This is a genomic window from Faecalibacterium sp. AF28-13AC (assembly GCF_003478405.1).
Taxonomy (GTDB): domain Bacteria; phylum Bacillota; class Clostridia; order Oscillospirales; family Ruminococcaceae; genus Faecalibacterium; species Faecalibacterium prausnitzii_E.
The window spans coordinates 1-899 of record NZ_QUFG01000033.1 but is presented as its reverse complement, the minus strand read 5'-3'; the positions used below and the strand labels follow the sequence as shown (position 1 = coordinate 899).

Sequence of the window (899 nt, the reverse complement as noted above, 5' to 3'; positions counted from 1 at the left end):
ACGTAATAAAACAAAAAGAGAAAAACGAATAGAATCCATCCATTCCTTTCCGTATTTGCACCACATGAATGAGGAGGTCTGCCCTTGAACAAAGAAAAATCTGAGAAGAAGCCCACCACACGCAAACGTGCGCCGAGAAGTCCGAAGTCCGTGCGCCTGATCGTGGAACGCCATTATATCGGCAATGTGCCGATGAATACGCTTTTTCAGCGGCTTGTGGAAGAAGAAATTCGTAAAACTGCCGAATCGTATCTCGCCGCTGGCTAATTGGACGTTTTACTGCGGAAAAGGGCTTGCATCGTCACGCAGCATCCGCTACAATGTGATTGATGAGGTCTCTTTTCCATTATGGAGGTACACATGGAAAAGGACAAAAAAGTAACTGCTTTATACTGCCGACTGTCAAAAGATGACGGTTCAAACAGCGAAAGCCTGAGCATCCGCACTCAAAAGTCAATGCTTATGGAGTATGCCACACGCAACGGTTTCGGGAATTGCCAGTACTATGTTGATGATGGTTACAGCGGTACGAACTCTGACCGCCCTGCCTTTCAGGAACTTCTGGATGATATCCGGGAAGGAAAGGTGGCAACAGTCATTACCAAAGACCAGTCCCGACTTGGACGCAACCACATCGAAACCGGAACGTATATGGAAATCTTCTTTCCTGAACACGGTGTCCGCTATATTGCAATCAACGATGGTTATGATTCCAACGAGCAATCTCAGATGGATATTGCCCCGTTCCGAAACATCATCAATGAAATGTACGCCAAAGACACTTCCCGAAAGATCAAGAGTGCCCTTCGGACACGCAAGAAAAGTGGAAAGTATATCTCCAGCGGCGCACCGTTTGGCTACCAGAAAGACCCTGCCGACCACAATCACCTTGTGATCGA

At 47.2% G+C, this 899-nt stretch carries 2 protein-coding genes; both read left to right on the top strand.

Translation table 11 applies throughout. The annotated features are described in order from the left end of the window. Positions 1 to 84: 84 nt before the first annotated feature. On the top strand, positions 85 to 267 hold the full coding sequence (locus DWY95_RS16755; protein WP_005945116.1) for a hypothetical protein: 183 nt from the start codon (positions 85 to 87) through the stop codon (positions 265 to 267). A gap of 81 nt (positions 268 to 348) precedes the next feature. Then, on the top strand, positions 349 to 899 hold a 551-nt coding region (locus DWY95_RS16750; protein WP_158577586.1), incomplete at its 3' end, for a recombinase family protein.